General features: G+C 37.9%; 9 protein-coding genes. 2 read left to right on the forward strand and 7 right to left on the reverse strand.

The features are described 5' to 3' along the window. Positions 1 to 52: 52 nt before the first annotated feature. The 7 genes from NTX65_09835 to NTX65_09865 all read right to left on the reverse strand — a co-directional run bounded on the left by NTX65_09835 (position 53) and on the right by NTX65_09865 (position 15,669). A complete protein-coding gene (locus NTX65_09835; GenBank protein ID MCX6169632.1) occupies positions 53 to 5,122 on the reverse strand; it encodes a choice-of-anchor A family protein in 5,070 nt (1,689 codons plus the stop codon). 530 nt (positions 5,123 to 5,652) lie between these two features. After that, positions 5,653 to 7,092 (reverse strand): 23S rRNA (uracil(1939)-C(5))-methyltransferase RlmD, encoded by a 1,440-nt coding sequence (gene rlmD / locus NTX65_09840; protein ID MCX6169633.1) that lies wholly within the window; start codon positions 7,090 to 7,092, stop codon positions 5,653 to 5,655. Continuing rightward, positions 7,089 to 7,802, reverse strand: coding sequence for a methyltransferase domain-containing protein (locus NTX65_09845; protein MCX6169634.1), 714 nt, complete (start codon positions 7,800 to 7,802; stop codon positions 7,089 to 7,091). The genes rlmD and NTX65_09845 overlap by 4 nt, the downstream gene beginning before the upstream one ends. A gap of 48 nt (positions 7,803 to 7,850) precedes the next feature. Beyond that, positions 7,851 to 8,972 (reverse strand): T9SS type A sorting domain-containing protein, encoded by a 1,122-nt coding sequence (locus tag NTX65_09850; protein MCX6169635.1) that lies wholly within the window; start codon positions 8,970 to 8,972, stop codon positions 7,851 to 7,853. A 165-nt stretch (positions 8,973 to 9,137) separates the two neighbouring features. Then, positions 9,138 to 11,531, reverse strand: coding sequence for an endonuclease (locus NTX65_09855; protein MCX6169636.1), 2,394 nt, complete (start codon positions 11,529 to 11,531; stop codon positions 9,138 to 9,140). 255 nt (positions 11,532 to 11,786) lie between these two features. Further along, entirely contained in the window at positions 11,787 to 12,854 is a 1,068-nt protein-coding gene (locus NTX65_09860) for a T9SS type A sorting domain-containing protein (protein ID MCX6169637.1), read from the reverse strand. Positions 12,855 to 13,023: 169 nt separating this feature from the next. Continuing rightward, a complete protein-coding gene (locus tag NTX65_09865) occupies positions 13,024 to 15,669 on the reverse strand; it encodes a TonB-dependent receptor (GenBank protein ID MCX6169638.1) in 2,646 nt (881 codons plus the stop codon). 362 nt (positions 15,670 to 16,031) lie between these two features. Between NTX65_09865 and NTX65_09870 the strand changes: the two genes are divergently transcribed. Next, a complete protein-coding gene (locus tag NTX65_09870) occupies positions 16,032 to 16,616 on the forward strand; it encodes an SCO family protein (GenBank protein MCX6169639.1) in 585 nt (194 codons plus the stop codon). 205 nt (positions 16,617 to 16,821) lie between these two features. After that, positions 16,822 to 17,274 carry a copper chaperone PCu(A)C gene (locus NTX65_09875; GenBank protein MCX6169640.1) on the forward strand — a complete coding sequence of 151 codons (453 nt, stop codon included), beginning with the start codon at positions 16,822 to 16,824 and terminating at the stop codon, positions 17,272 to 17,274. Positions 17,275 to 17,314 lie beyond the last annotated feature (40 nt).

Below are 17,314 nucleotides of genomic sequence, written 5' to 3' on the forward strand. Positions count from 1 at the left end.
AAAAGAAAAATCCCGCATAAGCGGGATTCTCCTTACTTATTTAACCGCACCCTTACTTCATCAAAATCATTTTCTTGCTGATGTTAACATTGCTGCCGCTTAATCTGTAAATGTACATTCCCGAAGCTAACCGGCTTGCATCAAAGTTAACTTTGTGAAGTCCGCTTGCTAGTTGATTATCAACTAAGTTAGCTACTTCTTCACCAAGAACATTGTAAACTTTCAAAGAATAGACTCCAGACTTAGTGACTGCAAATTCTATTGTAGTAGTTGGATTAAATGGATTCGGATAGTTCTGAGCAAGTTTGAACTCCGTTGGAACTTCGGTATTATCTTCAACTGCTGTAATACCGTTGTTGCTGGAGATCGAGAAGACTTTGCCTTCTTTAGTTCCAACATAAACATCACTTGAGTTTGGATTAACCATCATTGCGCTGACTCCGGATCCGCTCATACCGAGTGATGTCCATGTTCCACCGTTATCCGAAGAGACAAATACACCGTTTGTTAAAGAGCTTACATAAATCTTTCCGCTCAAATCAACAGAGATTGAGTAAACAAATGTTATATCGAGCGATGTAACTTTTGTGAAGCTCATTCCGTTATCGTCGGATCTGTAAAGACCATTTCCGTATGTACCGGAGAACAATGTGGTTGAAGTTGAAGCAAGAGACCAGATTACACTGTATCCGCAAGTTAATTTAGAGAAGTTCATTCCGTCTGTTGATTTAAAGATTCCGCCCCCAGCTGTTCCGGCGAATAACTCACTGCCTTTTATTGTTAATGATTGTATTGCTAAGAAACCGCCAAATGTATTATTATTTAATTCTGCCCATGTTGTTCCGTTGGTAGATTTGAAGACTCCATATCCCCATGTACCAGCGTATAATGTTGTTCCGTCAGTTGCTAGAGCGTGAACATCTTTTCCGTCCAAACCAACTGCTGTTGTTCCGTCAAATTTGAATACACCTTTTTCTGTTGCAGCGTACACGCTTCCGTTGAATTTAATCAGCGACCAGATAAAGGATACGTTCATTCCGTTATTTACTCTTAACCATGTTTTTCCAGCATCAGTTGATTTGTAAATCTTTCCGCCCCATGTACCGGCGTAAATATTTCCGCCGTCATATAACATTGTGTAGACAATTTCACCTTGAGCAAAAGAGCAAACGTTTGTCCATGTTCCATTCCCATTATTTCCATTATTACCGTTGCTGCCTGTGCCCGTGGTAGTGTTGGTCATCGTAATTGTAGCGCTCGATGTGTTGTTGCTTGAATTAGGATCCGGTGTAAGACATGAACTAACCGAAGCAACATTTGTTACCTTTTTCTCGAAAGGAATTTGACCGCCGAACATTACAAAGTTGAACTGACCCATTCCCGTTAGAGACTTACAAATCATTTGACCATTTAATACTCCGCTTGCAAAATTTACTGCAGCGAATGGCGCAAGGATTGTTCCTCTAACATCAATTCCGGAAATTGTAAGTGAAGTAGCTTGATAAAAATTATAAAGAACGTTGCTGATTGCAGTTCCGTTTACAACCAAACCGCCAGTCCAGTTAACATTTGTTCCGTCTATATTTACAAGAACTACCGAACCGTTTGGAACGTTGATTTCAAAATTATTTGCTGTTGACAGAACAGATCCGCTGACAGAGAATATATTTAGGAATGGATCTGACCCAGTTAAATTTAATCCGCCCCACTGAGAAGTAGTTGTTCCGTTAACTGTATAAGTAGAAAGAGTAGTTGATAAATTTTCGAGATATACTTTTTCTGCCGCAAAGTTAATTGGGGTATCTTTTCTTAATGAACCGCCTGCAATACTAACCATTGATAACGGCAGGTTTGTCGAATGTCCGTAAACGATATTTCCGCTATAAACCGCACCGCTTGTATATGTAAGATCGCGACCGACAATCAAAACGTCTCCGCTGTTTGCAGGTAATTGATCGCCTACGCTGTAGTTTGCAAATTGAGCATCGCGGCCAACTGCAACTTTACCCTGAGTATCTGAAGAAGGCTGAATAGCATCTTCAATTACAAATAAGTTATAATCTTTTGCTGTTCCAAGGTTGAATGTAGAGTTATTAATATTTCCGCAATCAACTTTTACTGTTATTGTTAATGTTTCAAATGCGCCGTTAGCAATTGTTCCGATGTTCCAGATTCCGGTAGTGTTGCTGTATGAACCTTGTGATGCTGTACTTGATATATAATCTAAACCTGCAGGCAAAAGATCCGATACTTGAACTCCGGTAGCTGTGTTTGGTCCGAGGTTAGATGCTTTAATTGTGAATGTAACTTGATCGTCACATTTTGGATTTGCGTTATCAACTAATTTTTCAATTTTGATATCAGCTTTATCCTGGCAGATTATATTAACTGTCCAGGTGCTTTCATCTATTACGGTTGCTGAACCATCAACCGGATGTCCTTCTGCGCGGGCAGTATTTACTAATTGTCCGCAGTCGCCATCACCCGTTACATATGACATTGTGAATGTTGTTGATTGATGAGGATCAAGAACATCAATATGTTTTATTAAATGGTTGCCGCTTGTATTGAGCATCGCATCAAAGATATCAATGCCGCCGTGAAGTTGAATATCGCCGCAGTTTTCAACCAAGAATGAATATGTGATCGTTTCGCCTTTGTTGTATGATTGTTTGTCTGCTGATTTTGTAATTGTAACGCAAGTTTTATAGTAACCAAAATTGATTGATAGATTATCGTTACAGTTTAATGTTGTATTTACAGAAGTACTGTTTTTTGTGTACCATTTTGTTTGAGCTGTGTTATAAAACGCTCCACCGGATGTAAAATTAGAAGCAGCGATTCTAACTGTGTATGTACCGTTCAAAACATTTGTAAATGAGTAATGACCGTTTACATCTGTTGTCGTTGGAGTTACTGTTGTTCCTTGTACAAGTTCAACAATAACACCGGCAATACCTGCTTCGCCTGTATCTTTTGTTCCGTTTACATTTAAGTCACGATAAACATAACTGCCGATTGTATTATTGCAAACCGAACAGTCAATTGCTACTGTTACACTGGTTTCAGCTGTAACTGTTGCCGAACCATCAACCGGATGACCTTCTGCGCGGGCAGTGTTAATAAGATTGCCGCAATCGGCTGCTTTTACTGTGTACTTTGTATTAGTCGAAGGAATTGTAAATGTCTGTCCTGCTTCAATCACATCAATATGATAAGCTGTGGTTCCCCAAAGTAAGTTATCAAAAACATCTACACCGCCGTGTAACTCTATATCGCCGCAATTTTCTACAGTGATTGTATATGTTATTTTATCGCCGACTTTGTAAGTTGCTTTATCAGCCGTCTTTGTAATTCCAACGCATGTTTTGTAGTACCCGAAATTGATTGACAAATTATCATTGCAGCTCAAAGTTGTGGTTACGGAAGTACTATTCTTTGTGTACCATTTTACCGTTGTGGTATTAAAGAAGACTCCGCCTGAAGTAAAATTGGAAGAAGCTAAACGAACTTTATAAGTTCCGTTCGATAAATTAATAAAAGAATACTTTCCAGTTGCATCTGTAGTTGTTGTTGAGATCAAAGTTGTTCCGCTTAATAATTCAACAACAGCTCCTTGAATTCCAGGCTCGCCGGAATCTTTTGTTCCATTTGAATTCAGATCGCGATAAACATAACTGCCTAGAGCATTCTTGCAAACTAAATCTGTGCATGAAAGAAATCCTTTATCAACAGTTCCGTTATCAAAATTTTCATTGATTGAAGTTGCGGCATCATTAATTTCGCTAAAAGTATGACCATTTAAAGATCCGCCGCCGATTGCTGCCTCTGCATAAGTTAAAAATGCATTAACAGTAATTCCTGTAAAAGGACCGGTTGCAATTGCCAGATCGCCAAGATTTGTTGCGTTATTACCGATCTTACCTGCAGCATCGTAAGCAACATTTAATTTGAGCGCAGTTAGTTGACCAGAGAGAACATTAATGCTGGAAGTTGGATTACTATAATTTTGTGTATAAGCCGCGGCGGTTCCGCCATCAGGTAGATAATTCTTAACTGCCGTTGCGCTTGTAAGTGTTAATTTAAATCCTCCCCCAACTGTTAGCCCGCTTGGAAATACTGTTGAAAAATTTAAATCTCTAATTTTACCAGGTGTGCTGTTAGATGGTCCGCCCCATCCGCCTTGTGTAAATGTTGTAAAACCTTTTGTGTCGCATGTTCCTGGAGTGCCCGGTGTATACCAGACTATAGTAGAATTGATTTCTTTAATATCTGTTGTAGGTGTGGCAAGAACTAATTTTTGTTTTCCTGTTGGATCATTTTTATCTACATATCGTGTACCCTGTGCAATTACTACAGTAGCTTGTGCTTTAACAGTCGCTGTTCCAGTTCCGCTATATGAAAGTGTAATTGGACCAACTCTGCCGGAAGAATTTGTTGTTCCGCTTGTTGCGCTTAATGTACCAAGATTTTTTGTGAATGTAATTGGCAAATTAGCAATGGGGTCACCGTTTAGATCTAATGCGTAAACATCGAATGTTGCTGGTGTTCCTTGTACCAATGATTGAGCCGCCGGAACAAAAATTAAGGATTGAAGAGTAATAGTATTGTTGTGATTAGCCGTTGCATCTGCAATTATTGCGCTTGTTCTGCTTTTTACAGTAGCATCAGAAATAGTGTTTACATTTAGACCATCACTGAAATGCCAGATTGCTAACTGAACCGATGCAGCTTCTTTATCATTGTCTGAAAGCTTATTCGTATAACTTGTTTTGTAAGGGAAGTAATTGTTAAGTATATAAGTCATCTCAGAAGGAGTTGTACCCTCATCCCAATATGTTGGATGTTGACTTGGGTTTACAGTGTGTGCTAAATCAATGCAGTAGAATTTTTGCGGTTGACCGTTAAGTGTACCAGTTATAACTCCTGCAAAACCAGTTTGATTATTAAAGCCAAGATTGTTGATCCCCTCAGCTGTTCCATTAACAACAATTATACTGGTATAATCTAGCGCTCCCGATTTTATGTTACTTTTCTGTTGAGCAACAATCGGGGAGGTTAACAATACGAAGAGTGATAAAACTAAAACCGCTCTTAAGTAAGTTATTGTACAATTATTCACGATACGACTCCTTTTGATAATTAAATAAGTGAGCAGTAAAAGGCAATCATGATGCCACATCAATGTTTTGTTTTTAGCCGAAAATCGCCACTTTTAGATGATTATTTAACGTGAATATGTTTCAAAATGATATACCATATTTTATTGAGCCAGCTAAAAAGCGGGTGTAATCGCCTTATTCTAATCAACTTACTTGAACTTCTCACAGAAAACCCTTTCTGCTTTTCAAGCGTAAAAAGCTATCGGTTAATAAAAAAGGTTTTGCCTGACCGCATTGCTCTATTGTTTTTGGGATTTTCTCAAAACGGACAGATAAAATGATAAAATATGTTTCTTTGGAAGGATTAATTTTGGGAAGAACTTTGCGACTTTAAGCCGTGAAGCAGATTGTCATTCAAGAGTGTTTAGCGGGTATCCAATAATAGACTCCGCTAAAAATTTGTGGGAATGACACAACATAAGCTGGTAATTCACCCCGAAAAAAGTAAATTATTTATTGTTTTGAATTAAAGGCTGCTGAAAAAATGATTTTATAAATGTAGGAGGGCTACATTTTCTATATGATAAGTATGCGGAAACATATCAACCGGACGGAGCTTCATCAATTTGTAACCGCCGTCGCAAAGTAGTTTTATATCCCGTGCTTGTGTAGCGGGATTGCAGCTGATATAGACAATTTTTTTCGGCATCAATTCTATAATATCCTTTACGGTCTTTGGATTCATACCGCTGCGGGGAGGATCCGCAATAATAACATCCGGTCTATGGCATTTATTTTCTTGAATGACCGGGAGAAAAGATTTATTCAGATCAACGAGCATCGGTTCAAAGTTGGTTACATTGTTCAAACCGATATTTACTTTTGCATCTTCTATCGCGGGGGCAACACTTTCAAATCCGTAGATCTGTTTTACATTTTTCGAAATGAAAATCGGGATTGTCCCGGCACCGGAATAGAGATCATAAACAATTTCACCTCCTTTAAAATCAGCGAATTCAAGAGCAGTTGAAAATAATCTTTCTGCTTGCGATGTATTGGTCTGAAAAAACGAATTGGCGCTTATTCTAAATTTCCAATTGCCGATCAAATCATATATAAATCCGCTGCCGTGAGAAATGATTTCATAATCACCATAAGCAACTTGTGAAAGTTTTTTATTTATGTTATAAACGATAGTAGTTATTTGAGGAAAGCGAATTAATAGCTCTTCTTTATATTGTATTAACAAGCGTTCATTCTCTTCCGAGACGACCAAATTTATCATTAAATCGTTTTTCAAAAATGACTGCTTTATTACCAAATTTCTTAAAAATCCGGTATGTTTTTGGGCAGAATAAGGTAAAGTCTGTTGATTTTTGAAAAAGTCGCGTGTGAAATTTAATATGCCGTTACTAACCTCCGATTGAAGCCAGCAGCCGTCAATATCGAGGACTTTATCATAAAGTCCGGGAATATGCAATCCCAACGCGAAGTCTTTATCTGGTATTTCTTGCATCGAACCGATCTCATTTTCACTCAACCATCGTTTATCTGCAAAGGAATATTCCATTTTATTCCGGTAATAAAATATTTTTTCTGCCGGAATAATTGGCTCAATTATCAAATCGGTAAAACCACCTATTCTTTCAAAAATATCCTTTACTTGTTCTTCCTTGAATTTGATTTGCTGTTCGTAATTCAAATCCTGCGATTTACATCCGCCGCAAACGCCAAAGTATTTACAATTTGCGTTTATGCGGAGAGGTGATTTGGTGAGAATTTCTTTTACTTTTGCTTCGGCGTAGGAAGACCGGATTTTTCTTATTTCTGCAATTACTTTATCACCGGGATAAGAGCCGTCAACAAATATGACGAACTTTTTGGCGTTCTCTTCGTTTTGTGTATGAAGTTCTTTGATGATTTTAGCTACACCCTTACCTTCGAATGCGTAACCGGTAATATCTAATTCTAACAAGTCTCCCTTCTTCATGAAATCTCTTTCTGAAGAAGTAGTGCAACAAAACCGATAAATTTATCTCCGCCCAATTTTAAGTATGCATTCGATTCATGGCTAAGTTTATTGAGAATTTTTTTGTGATAGCTCTTTTCCGAACTTGTGAGATCATAAATAGAATCTTCCATAAGCGAGGCGCTCCTGGAGTAATATTTTCTCAATGTATGTGTCAAATTCTGGCGGACAAGGACGTTAAATTTTCTTTCCGTATAATATTTTTCGACATCATCAACAAACAAAGGAAGGAGATCGGAGGAATCAAAAATATCTTGAACAAATTGAGGATAATCTTTTCTTAGCGCCACAACTTCGCCGACGCATAAAAAGCCGCCCGGTTTTAATAGACGCTTCAATTCTTTTATTATTTTGTTTCGCTTGGTTAAAGAGATTGAAGCTTGCGCATAAATCAGATCGAATGATGAGTCATCAAAATCGGTCACTTCAAAATCCATCAAGCGGACATTCACTTTTGGCGTGGACTCTAAAATTAGTTTTGAGTTCATCAACGAATCGTAATCTTCGACTATCAATTCAACATCAGTTCCAAAATGGCTCGATAGTTCAATTGCCATCTCTTCGCTATTCGATCCGACTACAAGAATGCGCTGAGCAGAATTTTTAAAATTGCTGATTAAAAATTCAATTTGCCGGTCTAAACCGGGTAATAAACAATTATCTATTTTCATATTGGAAAGATAATAAAAGAGCGGATGAATATGTTCTCAATGCAGTTCTTACTTAAGCAAAATCATTTTCTTCGTTTGAATAAAATTGCCTGCTTTTAGTTGATAAAAGTAAACACCGGAAGGTAATTGAAAATGACGAATTGAAAATTGAGAATTGTAATTTCCGGGCTCCTGCTCTTTGTCAACAAGTAATGCCACTTCTCTTCCCAGCATATCATAAACTTTTAACTGCACATGGCTGAAAGCTGAAAGCTGATAGCTGATAACTGTAGATGGATTAAACGGATTGGGGTAGTTCTGATACAAGACAAAGTTCAGCGGAAGATCTTTTGTGTTTGCTACCTTTGTTGCGGAAGGATCGGGACTCCCAGCATCCACCCATGCCGTATAAATAAGAGATGCAAGCCTGCTCGAAGCTTCTGAAAAAAGTCGTATCGTAAAGTTGCCCGTTAGGTCCCAAAGTTTTTGGTAATAGATGCTGTTACTTGTGCTACCACCCGCAAAGGATTTTGCTGATTTATCAGCACTTAGTACCGAATCAACACATTTGTAATTTTCATAAATATAAGAGAAGACAAAATCTCTCACAGTTGTAACATACTTTGCTGAATCGGGAGTGTATTGAATCAAATTTTGGTAATTGCCAATCAGTGTTGATTCATACCTTGAATGAACTCCGCTCTGTCCGCTAAGCTGTCCGTTATAATTCTTTGTAATGTGAAGAGGCATATGCGAGTCGCCTACATAATGACCTAAGTCCGCAGCAGTAAGTTGTGCTCTGTTAAAGTCCTTTCTACTAAATTGAGCTTTTAAAGAGTCGAATGTGGCTATAATTGCCCAAGGCAGAATACCGTTATCCATAACAAACGTGTTGCCGTATTTTGCTGTAAGGGAATAATAATCCTGAGGTATTGTGTGGGTAGAGTTAAACTCGGAATACTCGTCAATATCAATGAAATGTTTCGGTGATTCGTTTGGATCGTTGTCTTTTCTGTTGTCCGCATCAGATGCATGTTGAGCAAGGATAGACGACCAAGAGAAGAATTGATTCATCTGCGCGGGAAATGATATAACAGTTTTTATGTTAATTATTTTGTGTCCAACCGCTCCCCAACCAACAAACAGGAGTGAAACAATAACCAGCAGTAAAGTCGTATATTTATTTTTCACAACAATCCTTATCATTAACAAAATTGGGGATGCAAATCTAATAAAATAGCAGTCGAGAATGATGATATATAAAAGAAATAACTCTTGAAGAAAAAACGGCTCTCAAAAGAAAGCTGCTTCTCAATAAACTTCTTGCCTCTAGCCTCTTACCTCTAACCCCTTGCATTACTTCAATAGCACAAACTTTGCGGATTTATGAAATTCTTTTCCGCCGGAAACTGATCTTGCGTTAATCGTGTAAATATAAATACCGCTTGTTAGTTTAGAATTTAGAGAGGAGAATGTAGTGTTATGAAGTCCTGCGTTCTGCACTCCGTTTATTAATCTAATAATCTCGCGGCCGAGTATGTCAAAAACTTTTAATGAAACAAAACTACTGGTCGGCAATTGATAGCTGATTACAGTACTTGGATTAAACGGGTTGGGATAATTTTGGTATAAAACAAAATTGCTAATAGTTTGATCTCCGTAATTCTCTTTAACATCATTTGGAAGCCCCCAGATAGAAGTGATCCATTCCGGATGATCTATATATGGATTCCTATTATGCTGATAATAATAGATCACATTATTTCTATTCATCTCAAAAGCATCCGGCGGATCTTGCAAATTCCATTGAAGCAAGGTTGATAATTTCCCATAAAAACCTTTCAAAGAGTCATTTGGAGTGTCGGGAGATGGTACGTAGTTAACAATTTGCAAGTTAGGTTCACCCGCTACATCACCATTGTATCTAGTTGCCATATAAAAAATCATTCTTGCAACATCACCCTTCGTTTCATCTCTCGGTTCCCAAGATGTGCCGGCAATGTATTTACTGCCCCCACCGTTTGGGACAAGGTTTCCGCCATTATCAAAATCAAGATTGCTCTTTAAAGAATTAACATTACTGTTTTCCGGACGCAAATGATGACCATCTGTTCCAGCGCCTATATCTGTCCCAAAATCTCCGTGAGATTTTGACCACACATGTTCCCTGTTCCAAATATTAGCTTGTTGATTTTTTGCCATCGAGATCCCGGAGTAAATTCCAATAACATTATTATAGTTTTTCGGATCTTCATCTGCGGCCTTATCCATCGTCCATACATAATCGTATGAAAATTTAATACTATTGTTCTTAATTAAATTGTGCAATTCTGTTTTTAATTCTTCACCTGTAAGACCTTGCGTTATTGTTGTGTAATATGAATTATCCGTTCCGCTTGTTATTGATAACCTGAAATTAGAGATCGAACCGGTGTGGGCAAGAGAACCGCCTGTAACATTCTGAATTAGGAAATATGCTTTCTTGGGAATCTCCGAAATACCATTATCTGAAATAGTTAAAGCGATATTTTGATTTGCCGAACTTCCTGCCGGAAAAATTACAGTCCAGGTAGAATCATTATTTAAATAAGAAGTTTTTGCCGTACTTGAATCAGAAATGAAAATTACAGAGCAAGTTGTTGCGTTTGTTACATCGGGATCGGTAATAGTTAATTCAAGATTATAAACGCCGTTTGATTTCGCTACGGCATCGCTAATTCCATTAAACTGCACGTGTGTAATTATATCTAATGTAGTAACTGAAATACTATTTGAAGTGTCGCTTGTTCCAAAACTGTTCTTAGCTTTTACACGGTAATAATATTTTGTTCCCGGCATTAAAGATGTAACAGTTGCGCTTGTTATGTTGCCAGCATCTTTATTTTCAAAATCGGTAATGAAATTTGAAAAATCTGAAGAAGTAGAAACATCAAGTAAATATGAAGTTGCGCTTGCCGAGCTGTTCCAGTTTGCAGTAAAACTAGTTGCCGTAATATTGCTTGCAGCAAGAGCGGCTGTAGCGTTTGGCGCCGTTGTAGTGCCGCCAATATTATTCATTACAAAATTATCTATCCCTATTGCTTGTGCGTTCGATGTTGTTGTTCCAGTTGTAACGGAATAATTAAATGCCAAGTAAAAACTTCCGTTTTGGAGAATAGATAAACCGGAAAGAGGTTGATTTAAAATTTTCTTTGTTTCTATCGGCACAGTTGGCGAACCGGTGTTATCTATATTTGTCGGAAAGCTTGTTACAAAATTTGAATCTGCAGAAGTCCAGGTGGTGCCATTTGTTGAATAATATAGCTGAATAGAAAAACCGGCTGCATTTGAACCGTTACGGAACCGCATAACATCGTATGATAAATCAACCTGGGTTAATGTTTGAGTTCCTGTATTCTTGAAATAAGAATAGATGTTAACGCTTTGAGAACCACCGCCTGAAGATAAACCGCCAATAGCTCTATCGGTAGCGGTAGTAGCTGCGCCAATGCCAAAATTATAAATCCCATTTCCTGCCGACAAAGATAAATTTGTGCCACCGGCGTAATTAGTTGTATTTCCCGCAGCGCTGTAATTTCCAACGGTTCTAACCGAAGTTAGCTTATCAACCTTCCAATGAGCAGGCAATGTAGCCGAAGCGATTGTTAAAAGAGAATTAAAATTTTCGGTTACTTCAATTCCGGGCGCGATTGATATCTGCGCGAAAGAAATAACAAATGGAAAGAGAATCAGAAAAAGGAATTTTTTCATTACTGCCTCGTTTATAAAAACCGTATTACAAGATTTTACAAATCCGATGAAACCTGTCTGATGCGAGGCCAGCAAACTAAAAATGAAATGGTCAGACTGGTCGAAATTGGGATCATTCAGATTGCTTCGTCATTTTCCCGAAGGGATTCCTTCGGGACATTCCTCGCAATGACCGGATCGGGTTGTTGCCCGGTACAAATAAAAAGAGCGGTGGTTTTTCCCCACCGCTCTCTTAGCGTAATTATGTATGTTAAATTATTTCATCAACATCATTTTCTTGGTTTGAGAGAAAGAACCGGTTTGAATTGTGTAGAAATAAATTCCGCTCGGTAAATTGCTCGCATCGAATCTGGTTTCGTAAGTGCCGGCAGCTTTATCTTGATTTACCAATGTTGAAATTTTATTGCCGAGAATATCATAAACGCTGATATTTACAAAACTGCCTTGTGGAACCTGGTATTTAATTACGGTAGAAGGGTTGAATGGGTTCGGATAGTTCTGCGATAAATTAAATTTTGTTGGAAGTGTTGAAATGTTTTCTTCAACGCCTGTTGCTGTTCCCGTTACTGCCAAGCCCCAATTATTGGAAACTCGAATGCCATCAACAGTACCCGTTGGAGTATTGCTGCCTTGACGTACAGCAACTGAACCAATATCAGCCGGATCATTTACACCGTCATTAACATTAGTTATTGAAAGTAAGGTCGGCCCTGATTCAGAGGTTGGAACACTACTTGAATAAACAAATAAGCTAACAACATCGTCAGTTAATGCAGTAGCGTTAAAATCATATTTTATGACGCAAAGATATGTTTGTCCAAAATTTAAAGTAGTGGTTGTATTCATTATTGGTGCATTCGTTCCTTGTTTAGTCACACCAATATTCCAGCCTGAACCGCTTGCAACCGCAAAAACTTTTCCTCTAAAAGTTGAAGTTGAAAATGGATTTTGACCTAAATGGAAAAAATAGTCTGCAGTACTTTTGGCAGCGCTTAAATTTACTAAAAACGCAACATATATTGTAGAAGTAGTGGTTATATCCGTAAATGTTCTATTAACATCACCATCGTTTCCAGTGCTACTTGATCCAAAGGAAAAATTTATAGCTCCACCAATATTTGAGGATGGATAATTCGAATAACTTAAACCCGGATAAGCATACGGTGGGTTTTGCGTTCCACTGTGATTTACCCAATTTGTTGTTACTGCAAGAATGCTTGCATTTGGGGCTGTGCCATAATCAAAATTTTCATTTAGAATAAGAGTTTGTGCTTGGCTAACGCTAAAACATAAAACAAAAACCAAAAGTAAAATTTTTTTCATGATAACCTCATTGATTTTATAATACGTTAAATAATATTCTTCTTATATCTGCTATAAAGGTAACATTTTTTTAGGAAAAGCGATATTAATTCTGTGTTAAATAATTTTTACCCTTCTTTAAACATAGAAGAGACGTAAAAATCACGCCTCTTCAATAAAAAATATTTTTTTAGAAAGTGAACGCTACACCGACATTATACCATCTCTCTCTTCCGTAAAAACCTTTTGCGGATTCATAAGTATGAGCCGCACCGTATATGGAAGATGAGGGTCCGTCAGTTGCTTCAACAATGTATTTATCATTATTAAAGACATTAAAGACGTGGAAATTCAAATTTATTTTCTTAACAAAGAAATCCGTTATGTAATATGTAAATCCGAGATGGAAATCGGTGATGTTGTAATCCGGAATTCTCCACGGTTGTTGTCTATCGTTAGGATTTGTTCTGTCATCAACAAAAAATCGCGCGAAGTGTCTTCCATAAAATTTATAAACCGGATTGATATACATATTTAAACCGGAACCGAGATAAATGCTGTAATTCAATTTTAGAGTAGCCTGCGTCTGCGGAAATTGAGATACAAATAAATTTTCGGAATAGATTCTTATCATTGTAACTTTAGTCGGGTCTTCTTCCGGCCAGATTGCGGCATCAACATCATTTGTATATCGTGCGTTGATAAGAGAAACGTTTCCGGAGATTGTTAGTTTGCGCACCGGTTTAAATGCTACTTCTAGTTCACCGCCATAATGTAATTCATTCGCGCCAACAACATTTACGTATGATGTGGATGTTGATTGCATTCCGGTGATAGGGTCTGTAATTGTCGTGTAAACGGCAAAAGGAACCATCGCTCTATCTTTCCAATTTGTATAAAAAGCATTTGCATCGATATCGAGAAGCTGAGAATTAAATTCATATCCAAATTCTAAGCCGGTAACTTTTTCGTTAACCGCTCCCTTAGAAACAACGTTTGTGTTTCTTGTAAAAATCGTATTTGGAAGAGGAGCTGTTGAAAAGTAACCGACATTGGCAAAAATACTGTGGTAATCGTCCAGGTTATAACGTGCGCCTGTCTTTGCTGTGTAGCCTGTAAAATTTTGCCAAGCTGTTGTGTTGAAGGGATCATTTGATTTATAAAGAAAATAATCTTTTCTCTGGTTTCCGGTTGTAGAAAGAGAAAGATTTACAAATGATGTGAACGCGCCTGCTTTATATTCCAATTGTCCGAAGCCGCCGATCTGTCTTACATAAGTATCATTGTAGTAAGCAACTTTGTCGCCCAAAAAAGTCATCTTTGCCGGAGTGTTAACGTCTTTTGTATCAAGGTAGTAATCTCCGCCAAGAAGATTTCTAACTTCCTGGTAGTGAATGCCGGTATATAATCTTCCGTCAATTCCCGCTGTTAATGTAAATAGATCGCCAAGTTTTTCTGTTAATGTAGAAAGTACTCCAAACCAGTTGTGATTATTAACTGAGTTTACTCTTATTGTAGATGCCTTATGAAGAGTCGGAGAATATCTTGTGTCGATAGTTGAGGCGGCAGAGTTTTTAACAAATATAGCGTCGTAATCTTCCAGCCCGTCGTAATCTCTGTAAGCGGCAAAGGAACCGATTCCCGATGTGCCGTATCCTCTTCCGAACGATGAGTACGCAATTGTAGAAAGAGTAGTTTTTTTATCTATCTGCCAGTTCCAGTTTAAATTAAACGCTGGTTTGTGAAATTTGTTTACTCTGTCATTGAATGTAGTTCCATTCAACACGCCGACATTAGGATTGTATTGGTGACCCCTCTTCTCATAGGTTTGTGTTTTAGGATTTGTGCTTGTAAAATACATTTGAGTTCCGCGCTGACCGTGTTCTTGAGGCGAGCCGAGACCGGTTAACTCAATTGAGTGATTGCCAAATACTCCGCCGACAGAAAAAAAGTATGTCCAGTCATCGGCATATGTTCCGAGCGTATATCCGTCCCACGTTCTTCTTGCAACAAATGCCGTAGCTGAAATTTTATTCGACAGTTTTTGGTGGAAGGCAATACTGCTCTTTCTAAGATTGCTCGAGCCGTACTCAGATCTTAGTTTGACATATTCCTGTTCGCTGCCAACGCCCTTTGTTGTCATGTTGATCAATCCGCCGACCGCGCTGACGGAATAAGGAGATGCGCCCAAACCTCTTTGAACCTGAATATTATCTGTTACATCACCGAGACCTTGCCAGTTGGACCAGTAAACCGATTTGTTTTCCATATCATTCACGGGCACGCCGTTAACCATGATAGCAACGTTCCTTTGATCGAAGCCTCTAACATATAAAACCGCATCACCGGCACCGCCTCCCGAAGGAGAGGCGTAAACGCTCGGTGTTTCTGCTAATTCCATTGGAACATCGCGCGATGCTAATTTGAATTCAAGCTGTTCCCCTTTAATTTCTGTAAATGCAATTGGTGTTTCTCTTAGTACCGCTCTTGTTCCTTTAACTACCGTTTCATCTAATAGAACAGAACTCTGCACAAGCGAAACATTTAATTTTGTGTTGCCCGAAATTTTAACATTCGTATTTTGTTTTAGATAACCGATGTAGCTCGCAGTAACCTGATAAGTTCCTTCTTTTACATTTTCAATAGTATAAAAACCATCTAAATTTGTAACCCCGCCTATATTTTGATCTGCAATAAAAACGCTAGCCCCAATCAATTTTTCTCCGGTGGCACCGTCAGTAACAGTTCCTGTAATTTTAAACCCCTGAGCCATAATCTGTTGGTGAGCGAATAATAGAGATAGAAGGATAAGAATTAATTTGTAACTCTTGGACATTTCGAGTTCCTTATATTATTTGTATTTCTTGACATACAACAATATCCTATTTTTCGGTAGACTTCAACGTGAACCGATTAAAAAATGTAATAAACCGGTTATTCATAACAAATAAGTCCTTTATTTTTTGATGGGGGCTTCATTCATCTCAAATTTCTTTTTATTATTCTTGTAAAGAAGATAAATCTTATTTTTTGATGACAGTCATTGCGAGAAACCTGCCTACCGGTAGGTAGGTAAAATGACGAAGCAATCTAAAGCACGATAAAAAAAGTAAACTTTGGTTTGCTTCTCCCGATTTCATCGGGATCGCAAAGACAATTATTTAAATTTCTCAAATGTTTCTTAGGCGACTGGAAAAAATGAAAAGGCTAACTTTGTTTTTAATTGCAGTTCTTCTTTTCTCCGCATGTAAAGAAAAACTACCCGTTGTTGATGACTTTGGAAACACCCATTATAATCTTGTAAATCAGAATAATCAGCCGGTTCTCTTTCCGGATTTAATTAAAGGGAAGATAGTTGTAATGAATTACATTTTTACTAACTGCCCGGATATCTGTCCCCTAAGCACAAACAATATGCGTTTAATTCAACAGCGGTTGAAAAAAGAGAAGATAGAAAATGTTCAGTTTGTTTCGCTCAGTTTCGACCCGGAATTTGATACACCCGCCGTCCTTACAAAATTTGCAGAGATTCATAATCTTGATTTGAGCAACTGGACTTTTCTTACCGGAGACAAATCCGTTACCGATGCAATTATAAAAAAAGTTGGTGTGCTGGCTGTTCCGGGCGACTCAACTGTTTTTAAAGACGGAAGAAAAATTTATTACTATGTTCATACCGATAGAATTCAATTGAGCGATGCTGAGGGAAAGATAAGAAAAAATTATAAGGGCAGCACAATTAATGTTGACGAAATAGTCGGTGATATAAAAAGTCTATTGTAGTCGGTAAGACTTAAATAAAAAGTAATACGTTTTGTGAATTTAAAAAGAGAGTTCTATAAACTGTTGAAACAGTTAATTGATAGGCGTTCCTTCTTCTAACCCCGCGATTAATCGCGGGGTTAGAAGAATAAAGCACAACGTTAGAACCGTTTTAACGGTTTACCTTCTAATCCACAACGGGTAAAATAAATAGTTAAGGAGAGAAATGAATAAGTCGTTTTTATTAATAGCAGCAATCACTTTCTCGTCCATCAATTTATTCTCACAGCCAATAACTAATCACAAATCACTAATCACCATTAAAGATGTTTGGGCGCGCCCGGGTGCTAAAAATGCAAACTCGGCACTCTATTTTACGGTCCAGAATAACGGCAGCAAAGCTGATACGATTCTCGGCGCAAAATCTAAATACGCGGAGATTGTTGAAGTGCATGAAACATTTAAAAGAGATAATGATAGAATGGGAATGCGCCAGGTAAAGTTTGTTGCTGTGCCGGCAAATTCAAAATTAGAATTTAAACCCGGCGGATTTCATGTAATGCTCATAAACTTATATAAAGATGTTAAAACTGGTAGTTCGCTTGAAGCAACGCTTAACTTCAAATATGCCGGAAAAATAAAAGTTAAAGCTGTTGTCCGTGATATGCCGGGGGTGTAAGCTTCATTTCTCTTCCGGTTAAAATTCCCAGTGTTTCTTA

The sequence above is a fragment of the Ignavibacteriales bacterium genome, assembly GCA_026390795.1.
GTDB lineage: Bacteria > Bacteroidota > Ignavibacteria > Ignavibacteriales > Melioribacteraceae > Fen-1258.